This window comes from Clostridium sp. MCC344, assembly GCF_018785365.1.
Taxonomy (GTDB): Bacteria; Bacillota; Clostridia; order Lachnospirales; family Lachnospiraceae; genus Pilosibacter.
Window position 1 is genome coordinate 104,629 of the sequence record NZ_WQPQ01000056.1, and the last position, 24,802, is coordinate 129,430.

Sequence of the window (24,802 nt, forward strand, 5' to 3'; positions counted from 1 at the left end):
AAAGAATGGCAGAATTGATAGAGATCGGTGAGCAGCAGGAGCGGGTGATCCTGTTTGCCGCCAGCACGAACGACTCCGATGACACGGAAGAATCCGTGGAGGAGCTGAAAGAGCTTGTAAAGACCGCGGGAGCGGAGACCGTCGGGACCGTGATCCAGAACCGGGAAAATATCCATCCGGGAACCTACCTTGGAAAGGGAAAGATCCAGGAACTGAAGGAGATGGTCTGGGAGAGCGGAGCGACCGGAGTTGTCTGTGACGATGAGCTCTCCCCGGCACAGCTCAAAAACCTGGAGGATGCCCTGGACACAAAGGTCATGGACCGGACGATGATCATTCTTGATATCTTTGCGGCCCGCGCGAAGACCAGGGAAGGAAAGATCCAGGTCGAGCTGGCGCAGCTCAGATACCGTGCCGTCCGTCTTGTCGGACTCAGAAATTCTCTGTCGAGACTCGGCGGCGGAATCGGCACGAGGGGGCCTGGTGAGACGAAACTCGAGGTGGACCGCAGACGGATCCATGAGCGGATCAGCCAGTTAAAATCGGAGCTTCAGGATGTGGAGCGCCACAGGGATGTGGTTCGGAAACAGAGAGAGCAAAGCGGAACTCTGACGGCGGCCATTGTCGGCTATACGAATGCAGGAAAGTCCACACTCTTAAATAAGCTCACCGGCGCCGGGATCCTGGCGGAGGATAAGCTCTTTGCAACTCTGGATCCGACGACGAGAGCACTTGTGCTTCCGGGTGGGGAGAAGGTCCTTCTGACGGATACGGTCGGATTTATCCGGAAGCTTCCGCATCACCTTGTCGAGGCATTCAAGAGTACGCTTGAAGAAGCGAGGTACTGTGATGTGATCCTCCATGTGGTGGACTGCTCGAATCCGCAGATGGACATGCAGATGCATGTAGTCTACGAGACGCTGCGCCGACTGGACATCAAGGACAAAGAGATCATCACCGTGTTCAACAAGGTGGACCGTCCGGATGCGGACACTGCCTGCCGGGACATGTCTGCGGACTATAAGGTACGGTTATCGGCAAAGACAGGAGAGGGCATCGGGGAACTGCTCGATCTTTTTGCCGTGATCTTAAGAAACCGCAGGATCTATTTTGAGAAGGTCTTTGCATACAAAAATGCCGGGCGGATCCAGACGATCCGGAAGAGCGGACAGCTTCTCTCGGAGGAATACCAGGACGACGGGATCCATGTGAAGGCATATGTTCCTGTGGAACTGTTTGAAGAGCTGTATAAGGACTAGTGGACCGGCCGGTCAGCATCGGGAACTTTCTGTCCGGACGGGCAGAAAGCCGGAAGACAGAGAACGTTGACAGGGCGGACAGACACGCTCCGGCATGTGGGGAATGCCGGAAAATCGGACTTTGCAGCATTTGATATGAGGGGGTAATCTTATGGGGAAGACACGGGGAAAAGAATTTGCCCTGGATTTTCTGGCAGATGTGGCGGGCGGTTTTATCCAGGCTGTTGCGCTGCACTGCTTTATCGACAACATTGATATCGCGCCGGGAGGCGCCAGCGGTATGGCGATCCTGCTCAACCGTCTGACGAGCCTGCCGATCGGTACACTGACATTTTTGATCAACATCCCGCTTCTGATCGCGTCCTGGATCTATCTGGGGAAGGAAAAGACGATCAAGACATTGAAAACCGTGGCGATCATGACGGTGATCCTTGATGGACTGGTGACGCCGTATTTCCCGGTGTATTCGGGGGACAAGATGGTGTCCTGCCTTTTCGGCGGAGTGCTCATGGGGATCAGCCTGGCGGTCGTATTTATGCGCGGTTCCACAACGGGTGGCGGCGATATCGCCGCGAAGCTTTTACAGAAGTTCCGCCCGCACATGCAGACCGGAAAGGCTGTCATGGCTACGGATCTCGTGATCATTCTCCTGTCCATGGCGGTGTTCCGGAATATTGAATCGGGTCTTTACGGACTGATCAATATGGTAGTCGGAACGTATGTGATCGATGTGATCCTCTATGGTATGAATAAGAGCACGATGATCACGGTGATCAGCCCGAGATCCGGGGAGATCGCAAAGGAGCTGATGAGGAATCTGGAGCGCGGCTGCACACTGCTAAAGAGCCGCGGTGCCTACCGGGAAGAGGAAGGCGAGACGGTGATCTGCGTGCTTGATAAAAAACAGTTCTACCGTGCGAAGAAGATCGTCTACGGGATCGATCCGACCGCATTCATGATCGTATCCGAGGCTCAGGAAGTCTACGGGGAAGGATTCCTTGATTCTGACTGGGAAGTGTAAAAAATAAAGAAACGAAAAAGACGATCCGCCAGGTAATTTGCGGATCGCCTTTTTTCGTCACGGGAGTTCTGGGGGAACTCTCATGAGATGACTTCCGGCATCTGGGGAAGACGCCGGTGAAGGGGTACGGCCTGACCGCGGCCGCGGGGTTATATCAAAGGATCGAATTATTCGATAATGCCAAGGCTCTTAGCGTACTCCGTATACTCGTCGTACCATTCATTGTAGAGATTCTGATCAACAACTTCATCGATGATCTTGTTGATCCTGTCTGTCAGGGCATCTTCCCCTTTCGGGATACCGATTCTTGTTCCCTGTGTCTCCGGATCAACTTTAAAGTAGAGGTTCGGAACGATCACGAGGTTGCTGTCCGGGTTGGATTCCAGATATAATCTTGCCATTCTGAGAGCAGCGACCATGACATCGGCTTTGCCGGTCTGGACCATCAGGAAACCATCGTTTGTGGAAGAAACACGGTTGTATTTTTTATAGCTCGGGATCTGTTCCTGTACGAACTGTTCCTGAAGGGAACCGTTCTGTGCAACGACAACCTTGTCCGAGAGATCATTGAAGGATTTGATGCTGTCGACATCTTCCTTGCGGACCAGGATACCGTAAGCAGTCTGCGGATCTTCGTCTCCGAAGTAATAACCTTTGGAGAGGTTCATGGTCTCAGCTCTTGCCGGTGTGTAAGCCAGAGCGGAGATCGCGAGATCATATTTGCCGGTCGTGATGCTTCCGAGAACGCTTGTGAAGTCCATCGGTTTGATGCGGACCTCAACGCCGAGGGATTCGCCGATATAGTTCGCAAGCTCGATATCGGAGCCGACATAGGCGTCATCTCCGCTCTTTGTCGGATCGATGAACTCGTTCGGAGCGAAGTACGGCTCGGTCGCGATCTCGATGTATCCGCGCTCCAGAATGTCGTTTAAACGATTGCCGGAACCGGTCGTCTCTGCTGCTACCAGACCTGCGTCTGTCTGCGGAGTTGTTGTCTCAGATGCCGTTGTCTGCGGGATCGTAGCGCCCATCGCGGAGGAACCGGAACATCCGGTGAGTGCCGCAGCGGATAATAAAAGTGACGTACCTAAGATGAAAAGCTGATTGAATTTCTTCATGGATGGTTCCTCCTTGTATGCTCTTGATTCAGTATGCTAATAAACTTTCGATTTAGCGTGGTAAATTGTTATCATGGTGAAGAGTATACAGGAGGAAAAGAGATTTGTCAAGTGGGTTATTAAAAAAAATTTGAGATCTACTTCGCGGATGCCTTGGAGAGCGCCGTTTTCACCGCCGATACGAGCGCCATGGAGGTGTACTGGGAACCGGCGGGGTATTCCAGACCTTCCAGACTCTGGTTTTCGAGGATCTGTTCTGAGATGAGATCCATGGCAGGAGCCATTAGAGGATACATAGTCTCAACGGAGTCGCTTAAAGGGACAAGGGACACGGAGCGGATCCCCGTGTGATCCACAGCGACCTCCACATTGACGTTCTCGCTGCCTAAAACGATGGGAGATGAATAAAGTCCCGGAACATATGTAACAGAGGCGGGAGCGGCCTGTGAGGAGCTCTCCGATGCCTGATCAGGAGCATCATGGGAGATGTTGTCCTTTTTAGGGCGGAACATAAAGAGAAACAGCATGATGAGGACGATGGCGAAGCCGATAAAAAGAGCCGTGTAGATGATCTCCTTCATCCTGAGGACGATGATCTTTGTTTTTGAACTCATAGAATAATAGATCCTTTTGGGGATGGTTTGTATTAATCATATGAGAGCGGATGAGAAAAAATACATGGCATTCCTTTTGCATGGCCCGGAGCATGGGCCGGAAGCTGGACAAAAAACTTGACATTTTTGTCTGGAACATATACGGTTTACATATCTGAAATTGAATAATGCCTGACCGGCGGAAATGCGGTCAGGGAGCAGGAGGACATAGAATGGGATTGTGCATGGTGATGGGCGGTTCCGGAGCCGGGAAAACAGAATATATCTATAGGAAGATCATCGAGCTGTCCATGAAGGAGCCGGATGGCCGTTTTTTTGTGGTGACGCCTGAACAGGCGACGATGCAGGCCCAGAAGGAGATCGTGAGACTGCATTCGAATCATGGAACGATGAACATTGATGTTGTGAGCTTTGAACGTCTGGCTTACCGGATTTTTTCAGAACTGTCGATTCCGCAGCCGGAGGTCCTGGACGATACGGGAAAAAATATGATCCTGCGGAAACTTGCGGGGGAGAAGAAGGACGAACTTACCATGTTTTCGTCTCATCTGAACCGCCCGGGGTTTATCGGGGAGATCAAGTCCATGCTCTCGGAACTCTACCAGTACGGGGCAACTCCGGAAGACCTTAAGATCCAGTCGGCAGGAGACGGTGTCGGTCAGATCCTTTCGGCAAAGCTCTCCGACATGGAGGTGATCTTTGAGGCATTCCGGGAGTTCACAAAGGAAAAGTACATTACTCTGGAGGAACTTTTGGATGTGCTCTGTCAGGTGGCGGAGCGGTCGGAGCTTTTAAAGGACAGTGTTATGGTTCTCGACGGGTATACAGGTTTTACCCCGATCCAGTACCGGCTGATCGGAATCCTGTTAAAAATCTGCCGGGATCTCTTTGTGACGGTTTCTGCGACAATGGAGCCGGGACTGGATCTTTCTGCGGAGTCCGATGAGACCGATCTCTTTGATATGAGCAGGAAGATGACCGGAAAACTGAAAAAACTGGCGGAAGAAAACGGCATAAAAATCTACCGCGATCTGATCTTTTACAAACGTCCGCTGGTGCGCTTCCGGAACAGTCCTGCGCTCGACCATCTGGAACGGACGTTTTTCCGTTATCCGTATCCCAGATACCGCGGCGGCACGGAAGAAATCCTTCTCGTGCAGGCGAAAAATCCTGAGGACGAGGCAGACTTTATAACAAACAGGATCGAGACTCTTGTAAAAAAGAACGGATACCGGTATCGCGATATTGCTCTGGTATGCGGGGATCTTCCGGGATACAGCCGTGAGATCACCAAGAGCTTTGAGGAAAACGGGATCCCGCTTTTCCTCGATGAGAACCGGGATGTCTCCGGAAATCCACTGATCCGCCTGATCCAGAGTGCTCTCGATATCCTGCAGAAAGGATTTGATTACGAGAGCATGTTTCGATATCTCCGAACGGGACTTGTAACAGATCAGACTGAGAAAGTGGACCGGATGGAAATCTATGTGCGTGCGATGGGAATCCGCGGCTTTGCCAAATGGGATGCAGTCTGGGACCGGACGTTTGATGGCGGAGAAAATCTGAATCTTCTTGAAATGAATGCTTTTAAAGAGGAGATCATGGCGCCGCTGCGGCTGCTCCGGGAACAGTGCGGCGGCCGGGGAGTTCCGGTAAAGACAGTCACGGATGCACTGGCGGAGCTTCTGGAGATGCTCGGCGCGGAGGAAAAGCTGGAAAAACTGTCGGAGCAGTTTAAAACTTGCGGTATGGACCGCGAGGCGAGAGAGTATGAGGAAATTTTCGGTCTTGTCACGGAACTCTTTGAGAAATTTAAAAGTCTCCTGGGGGACGAATATGTGGCCAGAAGAGAGTACGCGGAGATCCTCTCCGCTGGTTTTTCAGAACTTTCTGTCGGGATGATCCCTGCAGGCGCGGACCGTGTGGTCTGCGGAGACTTAAAGAGAACACGTCTCGACAAGATCAAAGTCCTCTTTTTCGTCGGAGTCAGCCAGGGAATTGTTCCGGCGGACCATTCAAAGGGCGGACTATTTACCGACAATGAGAGGGAGATCTTAAAAAAGAATTCCATGGAGCTTGCACCGACCGCCAGGGAAGAGGGCTTTATGGAGCGGTTTTATCTGTATCTCATGATGACAAAGCCGTCCGACCAGCTGATCCTCTCCTGGCCGGCGGTGACGGCGGAAGGAAAAGAGATCCGTCCATCCGGCATGATCGGGGAGATGAAAAAGAGATTCCCGGATCTTGTGATCCATGAGAGCGGGGAGGAGAAATGTCCGGATGTATCCGTGACGGCAGCAAAAAAAACCGTGCTTTCCTGGCTGCAGGAGCCGGAGAAAATGATGGATCCGGCGCAGGAAGAGCCGAGAGTGCTTTACCGCTTTCTCTCCTCGGAGAAAGAGACGGAGGCCGAGATGGAAAATCTTGCAAAAGCTGTCGCCTATTCTTATAAAAAAGGAGAGATCGGCAGAACGGCTGCGCGGGAACTCTATGGGACGCTGCTTCGGGGAAGTGTCACGAGAATGGAGGGATATGCGGCATGTGCCTATTCCCACTTCCTGAATCACGGACTTGGACTGCGTGCAGGAAAAGAGTATGAGCTCGATCTTTCCGATATGGGAAATCTGTTTCACCAGTCGCTCGATACGTTTTTCAGAAATATCCGGGATCACGGGAAGGATTTCAGAACGATCACGGATGCGGAGCGGCGGACTCTGGTAAGAAAAGCGGTGGAGGAGGTTTCTGCAAAGTACCGGAATACGATCATGAAAAGCTCTGCGAGAAATGCATATCTCGAAAAGAAAGTGGAGAGGATCACGGACCGGACCGTGCGGGCACTGATCTACCAGATCCGGAAGGGCGATTTTGAGCCGGAAGAGTTCGAGGTAGATGTCAGCACGAGGATCCCGCTGAAAGATGGGGAGGCGCTGAATCTCCGGGGAAGGATCGACCGGATGGATGTGTTTGAGGATGAGGATAAGGTCTATGTGAAGATCATGGATTACAAATCGGGAAGCACATCCTTTGATCTGGCGCTTTTATATCACGGACTGCAGCTTCAGCTCGTGGTCTATATGGATGCGGCGCTGAAAATGCAGGAAAACCGGCATCCGGGGAAGCAGGCGGTCCCGGCCGGGATCTTTTATTATCATATCGATGACCCTGTGATCGATCGCGAGGACGGGATGACGGACGAGGAGATCGAAGCCGGGATCCTGCGCAGGCTCAGAATGAACGGACTCGTGAACAGCAGTCTGGATGTGATCCGCCATATGGACCGGGACATCGAAAAGGAATCCGATGTGATCCCGGTTGCGTTAAAGGACGGATATGTCCAGGAGGTAAAGTCCTCTGTTGCCGGGGGAAAGCGGTTTGCCAGACTTGCAGATTTTGTGAACGGACAGCTGAAGACTATGGGAGGTGAGATCCTGGACGGAAATGTGGCGGTCAATCCGTATAAACAGGGAAACAGGACAGCATGTGACTATTGTCCATACCACAGTGTCTGCGGATTTGATCTGAAGACAGACGGATATGGATTCCGCCGTTTCCGCCCGATGAAGGCGGAGGAGATCTGGAAGGAGATCGATCCGGAGGAATCAGATGAAAATGAGACAGAGGAACAGGAAAGCGGAAACAGAAAACCGGAACCGGGGAGACGCAAGGACGGAGAGGAGAAGATGTGATGGCGACAACATGGACGGATGAACAGTTACAGGTCATTGAGACGAGGCATAAGAATCTTCTTGTCTCTGCGGCCGCAGGAAGCGGAAAGACTGCGGTCCTCGTTGAGAGAATCATCCGCATGATCACAGATCCGGATCAGCCGGTGGACATTGACAGACTGCTCGTCATGACGTTCACCAACGCGGCGGCCGCGGAGATGCGGGAGCGTGTGGAGACGGCTCTCGGATCACTTCTCGACGAAGACCCGGGAAATAAAAATCTGGAACGGCAGAGCACGCTGATCCACCATGCGAAGATCACCACGATCGACAGCTTCTGCCTGAATCTACTGAGGGAACACTTCCACGAGCTGGATCTGGATCCGGGATTCCGGGTGGCGGACGAAGGCGAACTTCTGCTCTTAAAAGCCGATGTGATGAAAGAGCTCCTGGAGGAATATTACGGGAGAGAAGATGAGCGGTTCCTGCAGTTTGTGGACACTTATGCGTCAGGGCGGACGGACGGAGGTCTCGAGGACTATATTTTAAAAGTATGGGAGTTTTCACAGAGTAATCCGTGGCCGGGAGAGTGGATCGCCGCCTGCCGGGACGAGCTTTCGGAGAGCAGTGAGGAAAGTTCCGGGGAAAAAGGCGGAAAGGAACCGGCCTGGATGAAATTCCTGATCCGGGATGTGGGACGCCAGGCGGAGGAATTTCTGGATGGTCTTTATGAGGCAGCAGAACTTGCCGCTGAGGAGGACGGACCGCAGGCGTATGCCCCGATGCTGGCGGAAGATATCCGGGCAATGGAAATACTGAAAGAAGCGGAGACTTACCGGGAGATCGCAGATGGGATTGCCGGACTGAAATTCGGACGTCTGGCGGCTGTCAGGGGAAAACAGGTGGATCCGGAGAAGAAAGAGCGGGCGGCAGCGCTCAGAAATGCCGCAAAGGACGGCATCAAAAAGATGAAAGCCCTTTATCTTCCGGGTGATGTGGATTCTGTGTTTTCCGACATGGATGCCTGCCGGGGACCGATCCGGATGCTTCTGGAACTTGCGGAAGAGTTTTCCGCCAGGTTCCAGGAGGCAAAAGAAGAAAAGAATCTGGTGGATTTCAATGACCTGGAACATTTTGCACTCGAAATCCTTACAGGCGGCAGTCCGGATCACAGACCGGGAGCAGTGGCGGATGAACTTTCGGGAATCTATGAAGAAATTCTCGTAGATGAGTATCAGGACAGCAATGAGGTCCAGGAGACACTGATCCGCTGTGTATCCAGAGAACGGTTCGGGACACCGAATGTTTTTATGGTCGGCGATGTGAAGCAGAGCATCTATAAGTTCCGACTGGCGAAGCCGGAGCTTTTTCTGGAAAAATATGAATCTTACGGGGATGAGGATGATCTGTACCAGAAGATCGAGCTCCATAAAAATTTCCGGAGCCGACGGGAGGTCCTTGAAAGCATCAATGATGTGTTTTATCAGATCATGACAAAGCAGTTGGGAAATATCTGCTACACGGACGATGCGGCCCTGTATGCGGGAGCAAAATTTCCGGAAACGCCCAAAGAAGGCCAGGCAAAGACGGAGGTCCTGCTCTTAAATACGGGAGATCCTCTTTTTGACGGCATGGATGAGGAAAAAGCGGATTACACAGCACGGGAAGCGGAGGCGAGACTGATCGCTGCAAAGATCCGCGAGCTGACTGATCCGGAATCCGGAATGCAGATCTATAACGGAAAGACCGGTCAGTATGAACGATTAAAGAAAAAGGATATCGTGATCCTTCTGCGGAGTCTTTCCGGATGGTCGGAGGAATTTTTAAGTGTTCTCGGTGCAGCAGGAATCCCGGCGTATGCGGAGTCCAGGACCGGGTATTTTACAGCGGTGGAAGTTGAGACGATGTTAAATATGCTGGCGCTCATCGACAATCCGATGCAGGACATCCCGTTAGCCGGAGTGCTGAAATCTCCGATCGGCGGAATGAAGGACCGGGAGCTTGCCATTGTGATGGCGGACTTTAAGCGGGATCCGGACCGCGGGGAAGATATCGGATTCTATGGGGCAGTGAAGCACTATCTGGAAAAACATGGGAAACATGATGAAACGATGGCATCGGTCCGGACCGGGGAAGAGAGCGAAGAAGAGACAATCTTCCGGAAGCTGCAGACCTTTATGGATCTGCTTGCGGAGCTTCGGAGAGAATCCCTGTATCTTCCGGTTCCCAGACTGATCGGCCGTATCTTTGATCGGACAGGATACGACGAATATGCGGCTGCCATGCCGGCCGGGAAGACTCGGCAGGCAAACCTTGCCATGCTGGTACAGAAGGCGGAAGATTATGAGAAAACAAGCTATCAGGGGCTGTTTGACTTTATCCGCTATATCGAAAAACTGAAGAAATACAACACGGATTTCGGAGAGGCATCCCGGTCCGGGGAACATGATGATGCGGTGCGGATCATGAGCATCCACAAAAGTAAAGGACTGGAGTTCCCGGTCGTATTCCTCGCCGGATGCGGAAAAAAATTTAACCGCCAGGATGCAAGAGGGCGGATCCTGATAGACGAAGAGCTCGGGATCGCGGCAGATTTTCTGGATCCGGTGAAGAAAGTCAAGGCGCCTACTTTAAAGAAAAATGTGCTCGCAAGGCGCTCCAACCTCGAAAACATGGGGGAGGAGCTGAGAATCCTCTATGTCGCGATGACGCGTGCAAAAGAAAAGCTCATCATCACGGCGGGGGACAAGTACCTGGAGAACAAGATCGAAAAATGGGGAATGACCGGATCGGTGGGAGCACTGCCGTTTACCGTGCTGAGCGCGGCGTCCTCCTATCTGGACTGGATCTTGATGGCAGCCGGGGGCGCAAAAAGAACGATCGATGTGAAAAGTGTCCCGATGAAGGATCTCCTTGTGGAGGAAGAAAAAAATCAGGAAGAGAAGGCAAAACTTTACCTGGAACTGGAACAACTCCGCGGGGAAAAGCCGGAAAAAATTCCGGAACTGATTCGGAAACCGTATCCGTTTGAGACAGATCTTTCCCTGCATGCGAAGATGTCCGTCTCGGAACTGAAGATGCAGGGACAGTTCACGGATGATGCGGAAAGCGCGTTCCTGGTCCGTTCGGAGCGGGAAGATCCGGCGGAAGAAACGGAACGGGGGCCAGAGGGAGAGCCGGAGAAATCTCCGGAAGCGGAAGAACGTCTGTCTGCCGCTGAGAAGAGGGCACGTCAGAAACAGGCAACAGACCGCGGTACCGCCTGCCACCGGATGCTGGAACTGATCCATTTTTCGGATATTTCCGGGTATGAGGATGTGAAAAAAGAATTTGACCGGGTTCTCTCTGAAAAGAGAATGCAGCCGGATGCGGTCCGCCTGGTGTCACCCGGCATGATCGCGAAGTTTTTCCGGTCCGGGATCGCCGGCCGGATGAAGATGGCAGACAGGCAGGGAAAACTGAGAAAAGAGAGCCAGTTTATCCTTGGAATTCCGGCCCGGGAGATGAAAGCGGCGGATTCGAATGAACTCGTTCTGATTCAGGGAATCATCGATGCATGGTTTGAGGAGAAGGACGGACTTGTGATCGTAGACTATAAAACCGACAGAGTGAAGGAAGGGGAAGAACAGACTCTTCTGGACCATTATCAGGTCCAGCTTCAGTATTATGCCCGGGCGCTCTCCCAGATCACAGGAAAAAGAGTGAAGGAAGCGGTCATCTATTCCCTGACGATCCAGAAGGAGATAAACGTACCGATCGGGCAGTAGAGAAGGCAGCTGCGAAAGGCTGCCGGAGCTGACTGAAAAGGAAGGCTGCATAAAAAAGACTGCCCGATGTTGTGAAAAAAGGTTACTTTTCACGTGTTGTCCTGTGAGTAAAATGTAACTATTCCCTTAGTCTTTGGGGGATTCATGAACCCTTAAAAAACCTTAAAAGACTTTAAAAATCCCCAAAAATCCTTATTTTATGCGGCTTTCTCCTTAAAAGCATTTAAAACAACGTAATTGTTGACTAAGGGAACAAAACGCAACTAACCATTCAAAAATAACTGACTAAGGGAATTCATAGCAATTTAAACAAAGTCCGAAAAATACGTTTAAATCAGTATTTTTCGGACTTTTTGGATGCCATTTCTTAAAAATGGACTAAGGGAAAGAAAGGAACTTTGTTACGTATAAATATTCATAAAATATGTATAAATATGCTATTTTAAAATATGCCTATAAAGTTAAGTCTTTTCCGTACTGTGTGAGATAGCAGGATAAAGCTTTTTTAATATCATCATCTATTTTGCTGATCCCAGTATCAACCTTTGTCTTATGTTGTAAAAGAGCTTTGTAATTGTTATCGGATACGGACTTCAACATATACGAACTATATGTGATTTGCTCCAGTATATCAATTACACCATGAAGAGCTTCCAAATATCTCGATTGGTTATCGTTATTCAAGCCAGGCATAGTGACAAGGCTGACAAAATGCGAATAGGCTTGAACAATATTTTTTAGATTGTCTCCAGTCTGCTCTACGATTTGCTTTTCAAGAAAGTCTTTCATGGTCTGATATTTAGAATTTAATCCTTCATCTGTTATAGTATCAAATCCTTTGCTACTCTCCTTTATTTCTCCGATGCCATCCTTTAACCAATCAAGAGAAATCTTAAAATCCAAAGCAATCAATTTTAAAAGCATATCTGTAGGAACCTCTTTGCCAGATTCGACTTTGCTAATATATGATGCTGATACGGAAACGCGCTCCGCAAATTCTTTCTGCTTGATATTATACATTTTTCTTATTATCTTTATTCGTTCTCCTATATGTTCCATGGCAACCTCCTAAAATGAGTATAATCAACTTTTGTATTGACAAGTTGAGTATACTCAACTATAATACAGATAGTCACAATAAATATAACAAAGAAGAAAAAAAATTTCAACGGTTAAGGAGGTGGAGAAATGCCGAGACCTACTAATATGAAAACAAAAACACGCTTCGGAGTGCTTATATGTAACCAGCTTAGCAAAATGGGGAAAAATCAGAAAGATCTTGCTCAAGAATCTGGTCTCTCACCGTTCTATGTGAGCGAGATTCTTAATGGTAAACATAACCCATCTGTAAGGGCAGTGTACAACATTTCGAAAGCGATTGGAATCAGCATTGAAGAACTTACTAAAACCTTACTTGATGAAAGCTAGGCGGTGAGAACTTTGACATGGCTGAAAGTAAAAGAAGCAGCTAGGCTTTTAGATTTAACAGATAGTGCTATTAAAAAAGCGATTAAGAAAAATAAATATGAATTCCGCCATGTCGAAGGAATTGGCCGGGGCGGTGTTCAAATCGAAATCGCCCTGGAGTCGTTGCCGCAGGAAGTACAGGACAAATACAACAACATTCAAAGGGAACATACTCATAATGACATGATGCAGTTCACCGGGAAACAGCGGGAGGAAGCCAACTTTAAGGCATTGATCGTAGAAAACTATCAGAAAGCGCAAAAATCCCCGGATGACTACATAAAAGATTTTAATGAGCGAAACCCGGACAGTGTGATCACAAAGTCCCAGCTTTTCCGCTGGCAGCGCAAGTATAAGAACGGCGATGTTGCCGGGCTGATCGACACACGCGGAGGGCATAACCGTGGAAAGACGGACATCCCACCGGACGCATGGGAATATTTCTACGCGCTGTATATGACTTTGCAAAAACGCAGTATAGAGATCTGTTGGGAATACACAAAGACGGAATATCCGGAGATTCCTTCCGTATCTGCCTTTGAACGGAAAGTCAAAACAATTCCGGAACCCGTGATCATCTTTTACAGGGAAGGCGAAAAAGCGTTCAATGATTCCCTTGTATGTATGGAACGAAGCAAGGAAGACATCCACTCCAATGACATCTGGTTTTCTGACCACCATTTAATGGATGTAGCAGTTTTAAACAATCGCGGCCGGGTGTTCCGCCCATGGCTCACTGCTTTCTTTGATGCACGTTCCAACAAGGTTATTGCTTTCATTATCCGGGATAAATCCGCAGACGCAACCGTGATAAAGCAGTGCCTCCGGAAAGGAATGGAAGAATTTGGAGTTCCTAAAGAACTTTATTTCGATAACGGAAAAGATTACCGCGAGAAATCATTCAATAAAGATTTCCCTCTTTCCCTTACCAAACAGTTGGGAATCAATCAGATTTACGCGACACCATACCATGGACAGGCAAAGCCCATCGAGCGGTTCTGGGAAACCCTGGAAGACCGTTTCTGTAAGTTTTTCCCCACCTATCTGGGAAAAGACGCGAAGAAACGACCGGAGGATATGCGGGTAACCTTTGAGAAGCTGAAAGATAAATGTCCTACCATGGAGCAGTTCACAGATCTGCTTGGGAAACACATGAACAAGTACAATAATACACCATCTGGCGGAATCGACATGGACGGAAAATGTCCGGATCAGGTATATTTTGAAAACCTGGCCGTAAAGAATGAAGTCCATGACAAGTCAATCCTGCGGATCCTCTGCGGAACCTTTGACGAAAGAACCGTACAGAAAAACGGCGTACAGTACCAGGGAAGATTTTACTACCATACGGATCTTATCGCCCACCAGGGAGAGAAAGTTATCATCAATTATGACCCGTCCAACATGGATGAATTAAATGTTTTTGATGAAAACATGCGTGCGATCTGCAAGGCAGCCGCAAAGGTAAGAACCCCGTTCCGTCACACTACCCAGGAACAGATCCGGGAAGCAATGAAAGAAAAAAAGAATGCCAGAAAGCTGGTCGAACAGTATGCACCGACCAGGGATCTGGACGTTATGGCAATCGTTGCCCGCAACCAGCTTGTAGAAAAGCAGTTCACAGAAGGCGAACATACAAAGACTATTGAGAACATTAACCCTGTTCTTTCAGAAAACAGCAAAATCCTGGAGGAATCAACAAAGCAGAGACGCACGAGCCGCGAGGAGAACCTTTTAGGAAAACTTATGGAAGCAAGCAACCAGTAAGGAGGAACACATGGAAAAGAAAGAATTTCGGGAAGAATTTTCCCAGTTTATGAAGCAGACAGGGAAGTCACAGAAACAGGTCAGCAAAGAGACCGGGCTTTCTACTTCTGTCATCTCCCAGTTCCTGGATGGGAAATACACCGGGGATAACGGGAAGGTGCAGGACATTTTAAACAAGTTTTTAAGCATCAGTAAAGACCGTTTAAACAGCGTTTCAGGAACAACGTACTATCCTGATCTTTACAACACAAAAGAAGTTTTATATGCCTGCTGGTATGCCCATAAATATAACGATATTGCCCTTGTTGCAGGGGATGCCGGAGCCGGGAAAACCACCGCGCTGGAACACTACAGGGACAGCAACGCAGGCGTGACCATGGTAACAGTAAATACCTGCACCACATCCGCAACGTCTGTATTAAAGCTGATCGCGGATAAGATCGGACAGGCAACAGACGGAAGGCGCAGCGCGGTAATGCAGGAACTTATCTCTCAGCTTTCCGGAAGCAACCGTCTGATCATCATTGATGAGGCCGACCGCTTGTCTTTACAGGCTTTACAGGCAATCCGGGACTTAAACGACCAGGCACATGTGGGGATCATTCTTTCTGGCAATGATAAGATCTATAAGCAAATGCTTACAGGCCAGAAAGGCCGGGAATTTGACCAGATCCGGACGAGAATCATTGTTAGGAAGCGTGTAGAAAACAACTATACCGTTGAGGAGATGCAGCATATTTTTCCAGGAGTGCCGGAAAGCTGCCTTGCCTTTCTGATCCAGATGGCAAATCTTGAAAGTCTGCGTACAGCGATCAAGCTTTATGAGATTGCCCTGGAATATGCCCGTATCAGTAAGGAAGCCGTCACATTAAAGATGCTGAAAGATACACAGAAGCAGCTCTTTGGGAGGATGTACTGATGAAGGGCAAAAAAGAAATAGCCAGCCCTGCAAGACTGACTATTCCATCCGGCATAAGCCGGAACACAAGTGTTCACAGATAGTATAGCAGGCCGTTCCCGGTGTTGCAATCATTTTTTGCAGCCGTTCCCAAACCATGAGACGCAGATGGGCGCAGGAATCCGTTTTCAGCGATATATAAAGACTTCCTTACCACGAATGCTTTAAACGGTTTTAAAAGGGATATGAACGGTTTTAAAAGGGATATAAAGCCAAAGGAGGATATGAACATGAAGAAAAATACAGAAACTGCTAAGATCCCCATGATTAACCAGGTGCTGAAAGATGCCGCGCTTGGACATCTGGCAGAATGCGGGCTTCCCCAGAGTCTGATCTCTGGCGTGGACTGCTCCAGCTATGAGCGGATGGAGGAGACGCTGCTGGAAGTGAAGAACTGCTTCTATTCTTCCGTAAGAAAGAATATCGAAGACACTTACGGCCCATCCTGCCGGGCCTATACTCCGGATGACGAGTATAAGCATTTGATGGAATATAAAGAACGGGATTACTGGAAAATGTTCGACAACATGGACTGCCACACAGAAAGCAACAAGTATATTGCAAACCTTTACTGCGTCATCGGAGACCATGTAAAGCTGGGTGAATTTGGAAAAGAGAACGCGAAGCTCTTTGAAAAGGAGCGGCTTTTAGAGAAGATCCTGGAAACAGGCGTGGATGAGGAGCTGCTGGAAAAATTAAAAGCCTACTGGGAACTGCAGGGAGAGATCCGCGGCGAAGTTGAACGTGAAGGGTTTATTTGTGGATTCCGCACCGCTTACCACCTCTTAAATGAATGCAGGTCATAAAGCGGCGCGAAAAGTAAGGGGAACTGTTTTGTCTGTCAAAGCGGTTCCCCATTGTTATATTATCCAGAATGGAGGGATGGACAGATGGGCGCTTCTATTAGGGAATCACAGATCCGCCTTTTAACACCGGATCAGAAGGAAATGGCGGAATGCATTGGGTTTGAAGCATACAGCAAGCTGGCCGCCTACTATGGCGGAAGCCGTGTTTATGTTGCAAAACTGGCATCATTGGAGCTTGCGGAACGTGACAGCCGGATCATCAGAGATTACAAAGCCGGGAAAACGTCAACGGCAGAACTTGCGGCAAGGTACGGCGTAAGCCCCAGGCGTATCCGGGAAATCATCAAAAAGCAGCAGTAAAACAAGGATGTGGAGGAACTACACAATGGGAAAAACACCGGAGGAATTATTAAATGAACTTAGTGAAGCGGATGCAGCCCTTTTGGGTGAAGACTGCCAGGCACTGATCCGAGCCATCGGGCTGGAAGGTTTCAAAAAGCTGATACAGGAATTTTCTGGAGTACAGCTGTATATCCCCAAACAGGAAAAAGTATGCCGCTATCTCAGGGATAAGAAGATCCGCCAGGAGTTTGACGGAAGCAACCACAAGACACTGGCGAAAAAGTATGGTGTTACAGAAGCCTGGTGCCGCAAGATCATTGCAAGCGAGTTTTAGAGCCATGAGCCTGTTTTTAATGATTCAGCAGTACGAAAACGAATTAGCCAGGATCCGGGGACAGATCAGAAGCATGGAACAAACCGGAGAAGCGGACACAGACCGGAGAAAGTACCGTCAGTTAAAGCAGATCCGTTCAGAATTACAGTCCAGTATCCGCCAAATGAAGCAGTATACAAAGAAAGGATGATGAGCATGGGATTTATTGATCAGATCATGGGAGCCATGGGCATGGAAGCAGCCCAGACAGTAACAGAGGAACCTACGAGCAACGCGGATCCGCAACGCACAGAGGAAACCAAGACAGACGAGGTAAAAGAAAAAGCTGAAAAAATCCAGGATTTGGATGATGGAACCGATCAGGGTGAAGGAGCTTCCAGCGAGGAAAAAACTTATTCCCGGGATGAGTTAAACGACATTCTGAACGAAAAGAGAAAAGAATGGGAAGAGGAACGCCTCGCCAATCTCTCGAAGGATGAACAGATCAGCCAGTTGAAAAAGGAACTTTTCAAGGCAAATATGAAAGACCAGATCAATAACCGCCTGACGGAGGAAGGCATCCCCGTAAAGGCTGCGGAGCTGATCCAGTATACAGATGAAGCCGGTACACTTAAAAGCCTGGAAACGGTCATTTCCACCATTAAGGAACTGGTATCCGATGGAATCACGGAAAGACTTCGTGGAAAGACCCCGGAAGGGCTTGGAAAATCAGCTTCTACCGGGTTCTGGGGAAAACCGGAAAATGATTTTGAAACTGCATTTGTCAAAGCAATGAAAAACTAACAGGGAGGTAAAACGATGGCAGTAAACTACGCAGAGAAATTTTCTCAGACAATCGACGAACAGTTAAGTAAGGATTCTCTTACAGATAAAGCGGTCAACAAAGATTATGATTTTGATGGAGTAAACAAGGTCAATGTCTATTCTGTTGAAACAGTGCCTTTAAATGATTATGATATCAATGCAAAAAGCAACCGATACGGAACCCCGGTGGAGCTTGGGAATGATGTGCAGACACTGGAACTGACACAGGACAAGTCTTTCACTTTCAGCATTGACCGTAAAAACGCAACAGACACCATGATGGCAATGAGCGCAGCCAAAGCACTGGCGCGGGAATTAAAAGAGGTGGTAACTCCTACGATCGACCGCTACAGGATCGCGAAATACACGGCCGAAGCGTTAGCAGCACATACCAAAGAGGAGACACTTACCACAGAAACAGCATACAGTGCATTTCTGGAAGGCTCCATGGTGCTGTTTGATGCTAAAGTGCCCACCGAAGGCCGTATCGCCTTTGTAACGTCCGCCTACTACAAAGCAATCAAGTTAGACAAGAATTTCGTATCCTCCGGGGATAAAGGCCAGGAAATTGCCGTTACTGGGGCTGTGGGAACTATTGATAAGACTACGATCATTGTAGCCCCGGCAGATTACTTTGTAAAAGGTACAAACTTTATAATCTGCCATCCAATGGCTATGACTTCCCCGGTAAAGCTTGCGGATTACAAGATCCACGAGAATCCACAGGGAATTAACGGCTGGCTTGTAGAGGGCAGAATTTACTATGATGCTTTTGTGCTGAATAATAAAAAAGCAGCTATTTACCTGTCAAAGCAGGCAGCAAAATAGCCGTTAAATATGGATTAAACACGATTTAAACCGCCTTTCAAATTCGTTTGAGGGCGGTTTAAATCTTTTAAAAAGTAAATCTTTTTTCGTGCCAAATGCAAAAAAATGTATAAAACTTTGCATAAAAAACAGGGCTCTGTAACGGTTCAGTTACGTTTTGCGCGAAGCTCAGTTACGTTTTGCGCGAAGCGCGACATCACGGGTAGGAATTTTCTGAACTGAAAATTCCGTATGATACCGTTGTGGTCGCGGATTTTGCCGATTTGGAATGCGAAGCATCGGCAAAATCCTGTTACAGTACGCGGGCATGGAGTGACCGTGTACTGTAACGAAAAAAGCGCCGGGCAGTCTTTTTATGCAAACTTATTTATTCCGCGATGATCAGCTCTTTCGCATACGGGAGAGATGCGATCCAGTCGCAGAAGGTGTGCCACTCGGTGAGCTTATGATTCTTTCTCGCGTGATAGATGTTCACGAGAGTCTCATAGTTCATCGTGCAGGTGCGCATCTGGTTGTAGCTGGACGGGAGGAGCTGGATCATATCGTACCAGTCCTCTTTGTTCTTGCCCTCGTTCATGTATTTCAGGCGGATCTGCTCAAGGCGGTCCACAACGGTCTGCATGTAGGCGAGAGTGTCCGGAGTCATATGGTCGTGGCTGAAATCGTCGATGTCGAACGGTTTGGAATGGATCTTGTGCATGGTACTCGTGGAGTTTGCGACGGTCGCCACTTTGTAGGTATCATATTCCTTCCACCAGTAGAGCGGAGCTGTAATGTCCACGGAGACGAAGATCTGGCGGATGAATTTGCGGTGGTCGCTTCCGGCCATGCGGAGACGTTTCGCAAGATCGATGTCATTCGGGCCGAAGACGAAATTTCCATCTTCATCGTAGCTGCTGTCCATGCGTGCCCAGCTGTTCATCGGGTTTCTTGCGCCGCGCATGGCGTTCTCGAAATTCATGACGCTTGTGCGTTCAAATTTTATCATAATGGGTGTTCTCCTTCATAAAAAAGTCTGGCGGAAGAGAAAGCAGCGGAAGGATTTTCCAACCGCCTGTCCTGCGCCGGATGCTTTCCCTATTATAACGGGTTTTGTGGGAGGATACAAGATGAAAATTAGGAGGATCACATGCTTTTTGGGCTGTTCTTCTGGGCAGATCGGGAATGCGGATATGACAGCTTGCGATTCAGGCGTCTTTTCGCTATAATAGGGAAAAAAGAAAGAAGAGTGGCTTTGCCATCAATATAAAGGAGGAAACAGCCATGAATATCATTGCGGCGGTGGATAAACACTGGGCGATCGGAAACAGGGGGAAACTTCTGGTGACGATCCCGGATGACCAGAAGCTTTTCCGTGAGGAGACAAAAGGAAAAGTGATCGTCATGGGAAGAAAGACGCTGGAAAGTCTTCCGGGCGGGCAGCCGTTAGCGGGGAGAGTCAATGTCGTTCTCACGAGAGACGAGTCTTACAGGGCAAAGGGGTGTGAGATCTTTCATGATCTCTCTTCAGCCATGGAATATTTAAAACAGTTTGCGTCGGAGAATATCTACATTATCGGCGGCGCGGAGATCTACAGGGCGTTCCTGCCGTACTGCGACACGGCCCACATCACATGGATCGACTACGAGTACATGGCGGATACATGGTTCCCGGATCTCGACAAAGATCCGGACTGGGAAGTGACGGCGGACAGCGATGAGCAGACGTATTTCGACCTTTGCTATGAATTCCGGCGGTATGAGCGCACGGGAAAGAAGGCTCTGGCACTGGGAGAAAAAACAGATTCTTTGCTGTGACGCGTAAAAGTGATACAGAAATGCAGAAAAAACGCAAAACCGGAAGAATCGATGTTGCGTATCTGACTAAAAAATGTTACACTGAACTCAGTGTGTGTCAGTGACTTTGCAGACCCAGCTCCGATGGAGGGCGGGAGAATGATCTGAAAAGTTCTGTGTTGCAATCTGATTTCAGCTGCCGGAAAAGTCTTTTCGGCGGAACATGTTTGAGAAAACAGGAGGTATGGGATATGTATCCTATTTTAGAGGCAAAAAAGCTTGCGGATAAGATCTATCTGATGGTCGTAAAAGCTCCGAGAATTTCCGCAAACTGCAAACCTGGTGAGTTTGTGATCGTAAAGATCGATGAGAAAGGCGAGCGTATTCCGCTTACGATCTGCGATTATGACCGCGAGAAGGAGACGATCACGATCGTATTCCAGACAGTCGGTGCGTCCACAGAGCGTATGTCCACATTACAGGTCGGAGATTCCTTCCGTGATGTTGTCGGACCGCTCGGAAACCCGTCTGATTTCGTAAAAGAAGACATCGAAGAATTAAAGAAGAAAAAATATCTGTTCGTTGCGGGCGGTGTCGGAACAGCTCCGGTATATCCGCAGGTAAAATGGTTAAAAGAACATGGGATCGACGCTGACGTCATCATGGGATCCAAGACAAAAGATCTCCTGATCCTCGAGGACGAGATGAAGGCGGTTGCCGGAAACCTCTATGTGACGACCGATGACGGTTCCTACGGACATAAAGGAATGGTTACCGAGGTCATCAAAGAACTCGTAAATGAGCAGGGAAAGAAATATGACGTCTGTGTCGCGATCGGACCGATGATCATGATGAAATTCGTATGTCTCCTGACAAAGGAGCTTGAGATCCCGACAGTTGTAAGCTTAAACCCGATCATGGTAGACGGAACCGGAATGTGCGGTGCATGCCGTGTGACGGTTGACGGAAAGGTAAAATTTGCCTGTGTCGACGGACCGGAATTTGACGGACATGCCGTAAACTTTGATGAGGCAATGAAACGCCAGCAGATGTACAAGACAGAAGAAGGCCGTGCCCTTTTAAAACTCCGTGAGGGCGAAACCCACCACGGCGGATGCGGAAACTGCGGCAACGATTGATCGGTGATATGGAGGAAATGACATGGATGGAATGAAGAAAGTCCCGGTAAGAGAACAGGAGCCGAAGGTTCGCGCAACGAACTTTGAGGAGGTCTGTTACGGATATAATGAGGAAGAGGCTGTCGCTGAGGCGTCCAGATGCTTAAACTGCAAAAACGCGAGATGCGTTCAGGGATGCCCGGTCAAGATCGATATTCCGGCATTTGTAAAAGAAGTAAAAGAAGGAAACTATGCTGAGGCTGCAAAGGTGATCGGAAAATCTTCCGCACTCCCGGCTGTCTGCGGCCGTGTGTGCCCGCAGGAGAGCCAGTGTGAAGGCCAGTGCGTCCGCGGCATCAAGGGCGAGGCTGTTTCCATCGGTAAACTTGAGCGTTTTGTTGCCGACTGGTCCAGAGAGAACGGGATCGTTCCGGAAAAGCCGGAGAAGACAAACGGCATCAAGGTCGCTGTCATCGGTTCCGGCCCGTCCGGACTTACCTGTGCAGGAGATCTCGCGAAACTTGGCTATGAAGTAACGATCTTCGAGGCACTTCACGAGCCGGGCGGAGTTTTAACATACGGAATTCCGGAGTTCCGTCTTCCGAAACAGGGCGTTGTACAGCCGGAGATCGAGAACGTGAAGAAACTCGGCGTTGACATCGAGACAAACGTAATTATCGGCAAGTCTGTAACCGTTGACGAGTTGATGGACGAAGAGGGCTACAAGGCAGTCTTCATCGGTTCCGGTGCCGGTCTTCCGAGATTTATGGGAATCCCGGGCGAGAACGCAAACGGCGTATTCTCCGCAAACGAGTACCTGACAAGAAGCAACCTTATGAAGGCGTTCCGCGACGATTATGACACACCGATCGCTGCTGGTAAGAAAGTTGCTGTTGTCGGCGGTGGAAACGTAGCGATGGACGCAGCGAGAACGGCTCTCCGTCTCGGTGCAGAGGTTCATATCGTATACAGAAGAAGTGAGGCAGAGCTTCCGGCAAGAGCAGAGGAAGTTCACCATGCAAAAGAAGAGGGGATCATCTTCAATCTCTTAACGAACCCGACTGAGATCCTGACCGATGAAAAGGGCTGGGTAAAAGGCATGGTCGTAAGAAAGATGGAACTTGGCGAGCCGGATGCATCCGGAAGACGCCGTCCGGTCGAGATCGAAGGTTCCGATTATACGATCGATGTTGATACGGTCATCATGGCGCTCGGTACTTCCCCGAACCCGCTGATCTCCTCCACAACAGGCGGACTTGAGATCAACAAACATAAATGCATCGTTGCGGATGAGTCGAACGGAAAGACTTCCCGTGAGGGCGTATTTGCAGGCGGAGATGCTGTGACAGGTGCTGCTACCGTTATTCTTGCCATGGAGGCAGGAAAAGCAGGAGCGCGCGGAATCCACGAGTATCTGAGCGGTAAGAAAGCTGAATAAAAAGAGTTGTGCCTGACGGAGCGCAGATGCGTTCCGAAAGGCACCTGCTTGAGTCATCATGACAGAAAGAGCTGCCGTTGGAAGGGGATTCTTCCGCAGGCGGCTCTTTATACTATTTGGCCCCGGGGCGGCAGGATGGGACAGCCGCACCTTTTGCAGAGTTAATATACGAAACGGAGGAAAAAGAACATGAAGAGCCCCATGACCCAGAAACAACGCTACATAAAAATGACGGAAACCCCGATCTCCCGGCTGATCCCGAGCCTGGCGATCCCGACGATCATCAGTATGCTGGTGACTTCCATCTACAACATGGCGGATACATTTTTCGTGAGCCGGATCGGCACGAGTGCATCGGCGGCCGTCGGCGTGAGTTATTCGTTGATGTCCATGATCCAGGCACTTGGATTTACGCTCGGAATGGGAAGCGGAAACTATCTATCGCGGGTCCTCGGAAGCAGGGATGAGGAAAAAGCAGAGCGGATCGCTTCCACCGGCTTTTATTCCGCGATCCTGATCGGGCTCCTGTTCGCGGTCGTGTGTCTGCCGAATCTTGATGTGCTCGTGAGACTTTTAGGAGCTACGGACACGATCGCTCCTTACGCAAAGGATTATGCAAAGTATATCCTGATCGCGGCCCCGGTCATGACAGGGTCGCTGGCAATGAATAACCTGCTCCGTTTCCAGGGACTGGCTGTCTACGCGATGATCGGGATCACGACCGGAGGCATCTTAAATATGATCCTGGACCCGATCTTTATCTTCGGACTGGATCTCGGGATCTCCGGCGCCGCACTTGCAACTGCACTCAGCCAGTGCATCAGTTTCGGGATCCTGTTTTTCCAGAGTCTTTTGAGAAAGGACTGTGTGCACCTGAAACCGGGAAAAATCACGCTTTCTTTAGCCCTCTACGGTGAGATCCTTCACGGCGGGATCCCGTCCCTCTGCCGTCAGGGGATCGCGAGCATTGCGACTGCTGCGCTGAACCTTGCGGCAAACCCATTTGGGGATGCGGCGATCGCGGCTCTCTCCATCGTGAGCAGGTATATGATGTTCATCGGCTCCGCCATGATCGGATTCGGACAGGGATTCCAGCCGGTCTGCGGCTTCAATTTCGGTGCGAAGCGGTATGACAGAGTCCTGGAGTCCTTCTGGTTCTGTGTGAAGGTCTCGGTTGTCTTTCTGGCAGTTCTTGCAGTCGGAAGTTTTGTCGGTGCGCCGCAGATCATGCGTGCATTCCGGAAAGAGGACCTCGATGTGATCGAGATCGGGACCTGGGCGATGCGGTTCCAGTGCGTCACGCTGCCGCTGTCCGCCTGGATCGTCATGTCCAACATGATGACCCAGACGATCGGATACGGGTTCCGCGCATCACTTGTCGCGTCCGGCCGCCAGGGACTTTTCCTGATCCCGGCGCTCTTCATCCTTCCGTCCGCATTCGGGATCCGCGGACTGCAGTTATGCCAGCCGGTCGCAGATGCGCTGACATTTGTCCTGGGCGTGGTGATCGTTCTTGGAATTTTGAGGGAACTGAAGGAAAAGCAGAGGGAAGAAGTGCAGATGCAGCAGTAAAGGAATCCCGGACGAGGCGCAATTGCTGCTTCAAAAAGATGGAAATTTCTGAACCGGAGATTCTGCAAGATACGGTTGAGCGTGAAGTTTTTGATGATGTCAACAAGTGAAAACACGATTCGCAGTTTTTCCCTTGTTATCGCGACAG

Annotated in this window: 21 protein-coding genes; 17 read left to right on the plus strand and 4 right to left on the minus strand. The window is 49.6% G+C overall.

All coding sequences use genetic code 11. The features are described 5' to 3' along the window. The first annotated feature begins 5 nt into the window (after window positions 1-5). Window positions 6-1,259: a GTPase HflX gene (gene hflX / locus GPK90_RS12515; RefSeq protein ID WP_118529384.1), complete on the plus strand. Its 1,254-nt coding sequence runs from the start codon at window positions 6-8 to the stop codon at window positions 1,257-1,259. Between the two features lie 151 nt (window positions 1,260-1,410). Further along, window positions 1,411-2,280: a YitT family protein gene (locus tag GPK90_RS12520; protein ID WP_215703134.1), complete on the plus strand. Its 870-nt coding sequence runs from the start codon at window positions 1,411-1,413 to the stop codon at window positions 2,278-2,280. Window positions 2,281-2,447: 167 nt separating this feature from the next. Here the strand turns inward: GPK90_RS12520 and GPK90_RS12525 are convergent, their stop codons facing one another. Both GPK90_RS12525 and GPK90_RS12530 read right to left on the minus strand, forming a co-directional pair. Beyond that, window positions 2,448-3,398, minus strand: coding sequence for a substrate-binding periplasmic protein (locus GPK90_RS12525; RefSeq protein ID WP_215703135.1), 951 nt, complete (start codon window positions 3,396-3,398; stop codon window positions 2,448-2,450). Between the two features lie 137 nt (window positions 3,399-3,535). Beyond that, window positions 3,536-4,012, minus strand: coding sequence for a hypothetical protein (locus GPK90_RS12530; protein WP_118529387.1), 477 nt, complete (start codon window positions 4,010-4,012; stop codon window positions 3,536-3,538). Between the two features lie 212 nt (window positions 4,013-4,224). Between GPK90_RS12530 and addB the strand changes: the two genes are divergently transcribed. After that, window positions 4,225-7,698: a helicase-exonuclease AddAB subunit AddB gene (addB, locus tag GPK90_RS12535; RefSeq protein ID WP_215703136.1), complete on the plus strand. Its 3,474-nt coding sequence runs from the start codon at window positions 4,225-4,227 to the stop codon at window positions 7,696-7,698. After that, window positions 7,698-11,444, plus strand: coding sequence for a helicase-exonuclease AddAB subunit AddA (gene addA, locus GPK90_RS12540; RefSeq protein ID WP_215703137.1), 3,747 nt, complete (start codon window positions 7,698-7,700; stop codon window positions 11,442-11,444). Before addB ends, addA begins: the two co-directional genes overlap by 1 nt. 453 nt (window positions 11,445-11,897) lie before the next feature. Here the strand turns inward: addA and GPK90_RS12545 are convergent, their stop codons facing one another. Continuing rightward, window positions 11,898-12,503, minus strand: coding sequence for a helix-turn-helix domain-containing protein (locus tag GPK90_RS12545; RefSeq protein ID WP_215703138.1), 606 nt, complete (start codon window positions 12,501-12,503; stop codon window positions 11,898-11,900). Between the two features lie 129 nt (window positions 12,504-12,632). On the opposite strand from GPK90_RS12545, the gene GPK90_RS12550 reads away from it, so the two are divergent. The 9 genes from GPK90_RS12550 (at window position 12,633) to GPK90_RS12590 (ending at window position 18,750) form a co-directional block, all read left to right on the plus strand. Beyond that, window positions 12,633-12,872, plus strand: a complete 240-nt coding sequence (locus GPK90_RS12550) for a helix-turn-helix transcriptional regulator (RefSeq protein WP_215703139.1) — start codon at window positions 12,633-12,635, stop codon at window positions 12,870-12,872. Window positions 12,873-12,884: 12 nt separating this feature from the next. Next, window positions 12,885-14,678, plus strand: coding sequence for a Mu transposase C-terminal domain-containing protein (locus GPK90_RS12555; protein ID WP_215703140.1), 1,794 nt, complete (start codon window positions 12,885-12,887; stop codon window positions 14,676-14,678). A gap of 10 nt (window positions 14,679-14,688) precedes the next feature. Next, the gene (locus tag GPK90_RS12560) at window positions 14,689-15,597 is read left to right on the plus strand and encodes an AAA family ATPase (protein WP_100932144.1); all 909 of its coding nucleotides are present in this window, start codon (window positions 14,689-14,691) and stop codon (window positions 15,595-15,597) included. A 269-nt stretch (window positions 15,598-15,866) separates the two neighbouring features. Next, window positions 15,867-16,442 (plus strand): hypothetical protein, encoded by a 576-nt coding sequence (locus GPK90_RS12565; protein WP_178301888.1) that lies wholly within the window; start codon window positions 15,867-15,869, stop codon window positions 16,440-16,442. Between the two features lie 84 nt (window positions 16,443-16,526). Beyond that, window positions 16,527-16,802, plus strand: coding sequence for a Mor transcription activator family protein (locus GPK90_RS12570; RefSeq protein ID WP_118655882.1), 276 nt, complete (start codon window positions 16,527-16,529; stop codon window positions 16,800-16,802). A gap of 25 nt (window positions 16,803-16,827) precedes the next feature. After that, entirely contained in the window at window positions 16,828-17,118 is a 291-nt protein-coding gene (locus tag GPK90_RS12575) for a Mor transcription activator family protein (protein WP_158237093.1), read from the plus strand. A 4-nt stretch (window positions 17,119-17,122) separates the two neighbouring features. Next, the gene (locus tag GPK90_RS12580) at window positions 17,123-17,308 is read left to right on the plus strand and encodes a hypothetical protein (RefSeq protein WP_100932140.1); all 186 of its coding nucleotides are present in this window, start codon (window positions 17,123-17,125) and stop codon (window positions 17,306-17,308) included. A gap of 5 nt (window positions 17,309-17,313) precedes the next feature. Next, entirely contained in the window at window positions 17,314-17,901 is a 588-nt protein-coding gene (locus GPK90_RS12585; protein WP_215703141.1) for a DUF4355 domain-containing protein, read from the plus strand. A 15-nt stretch (window positions 17,902-17,916) separates the two neighbouring features. Continuing rightward, the gene (locus GPK90_RS12590; RefSeq protein ID WP_118655886.1) at window positions 17,917-18,750 is read left to right on the plus strand and encodes a major capsid protein; all 834 of its coding nucleotides are present in this window, start codon (window positions 17,917-17,919) and stop codon (window positions 18,748-18,750) included. A 367-nt stretch (window positions 18,751-19,117) separates the two neighbouring features. On the opposite strand, the gene GPK90_RS12595 is transcribed toward GPK90_RS12590, so the two are convergent. After that, window positions 19,118-19,738, minus strand: coding sequence for a hypothetical protein (locus GPK90_RS12595; RefSeq protein WP_118298539.1), 621 nt, complete (start codon window positions 19,736-19,738; stop codon window positions 19,118-19,120). A gap of 275 nt (window positions 19,739-20,013) precedes the next feature. On the opposite strand from GPK90_RS12595, the gene GPK90_RS12600 reads away from it, so the two are divergent. The 4 genes from GPK90_RS12600 to GPK90_RS12615 all read left to right on the plus strand — a co-directional run bounded on the left by GPK90_RS12600 (window position 20,014) and on the right by GPK90_RS12615 (window position 24,654). Beyond that, window positions 20,014-20,547 (plus strand): dihydrofolate reductase, encoded by a 534-nt coding sequence (locus tag GPK90_RS12600; RefSeq protein WP_118529390.1) that lies wholly within the window; start codon window positions 20,014-20,016, stop codon window positions 20,545-20,547. Window positions 20,548-20,777: 230 nt separating this feature from the next. After that, complete coding sequence (locus GPK90_RS12605) at window positions 20,778-21,665, plus strand: sulfide/dihydroorotate dehydrogenase-like FAD/NAD-binding protein (RefSeq protein ID WP_118529391.1); 888 nt, start codon at window positions 20,778-20,780, stop codon at window positions 21,663-21,665. Between the two features lie 22 nt (window positions 21,666-21,687). Then, window positions 21,688-23,082, plus strand: a complete 1,395-nt coding sequence (gene gltA / locus GPK90_RS12610) for an NADPH-dependent glutamate synthase (protein WP_142411048.1) — start codon at window positions 21,688-21,690, stop codon at window positions 23,080-23,082. Between the two features lie 189 nt (window positions 23,083-23,271). Further along, window positions 23,272-24,654, plus strand: a complete 1,383-nt coding sequence (locus GPK90_RS12615) for an MATE family efflux transporter (RefSeq protein WP_215703142.1) — start codon at window positions 23,272-23,274, stop codon at window positions 24,652-24,654. Window positions 24,655-24,802 lie beyond the last annotated feature (148 nt).